The 256-nt window shown below is 59.4% G+C and carries 1 protein-coding gene; it reads left to right on the forward strand.

Translation table 11 applies throughout. From position 1 onward, the window contains the following. Positions 1-256: sugar-binding domain-containing protein (locus AC0L3J_RS38215; RefSeq protein WP_473350591.1), on the forward strand; the 256-nt coding region annotated here is incomplete at both ends.

Consider the following 256-nt stretch of genomic DNA (forward strand, 5'->3'; position numbering starts at 1 on the left):
GCCAGCTGGCGTAATAGCGAAGAGGCCCGCACCGATCGCCCTTCCCAACAGTTGCGCAGCCTGAATGGCGAATGGCGCTTTGCCTGGTTTCCGGCACCAGAAGCGGTGCCGGAAAGCTGGCTGGAGTGCGATCTTCCTGAGGCCGATACTGTCGTCGTCCCCTCAAACTGGCAGATGCACGGTTACGATGCGCCCATCTACACCAACGTGACCTATCCCATTACGGTCAATCCGCCGTTTGTTCCCACGGAGAATC

The organism is Bradyrhizobium sp. Kon37 (assembly GCF_055807535.1).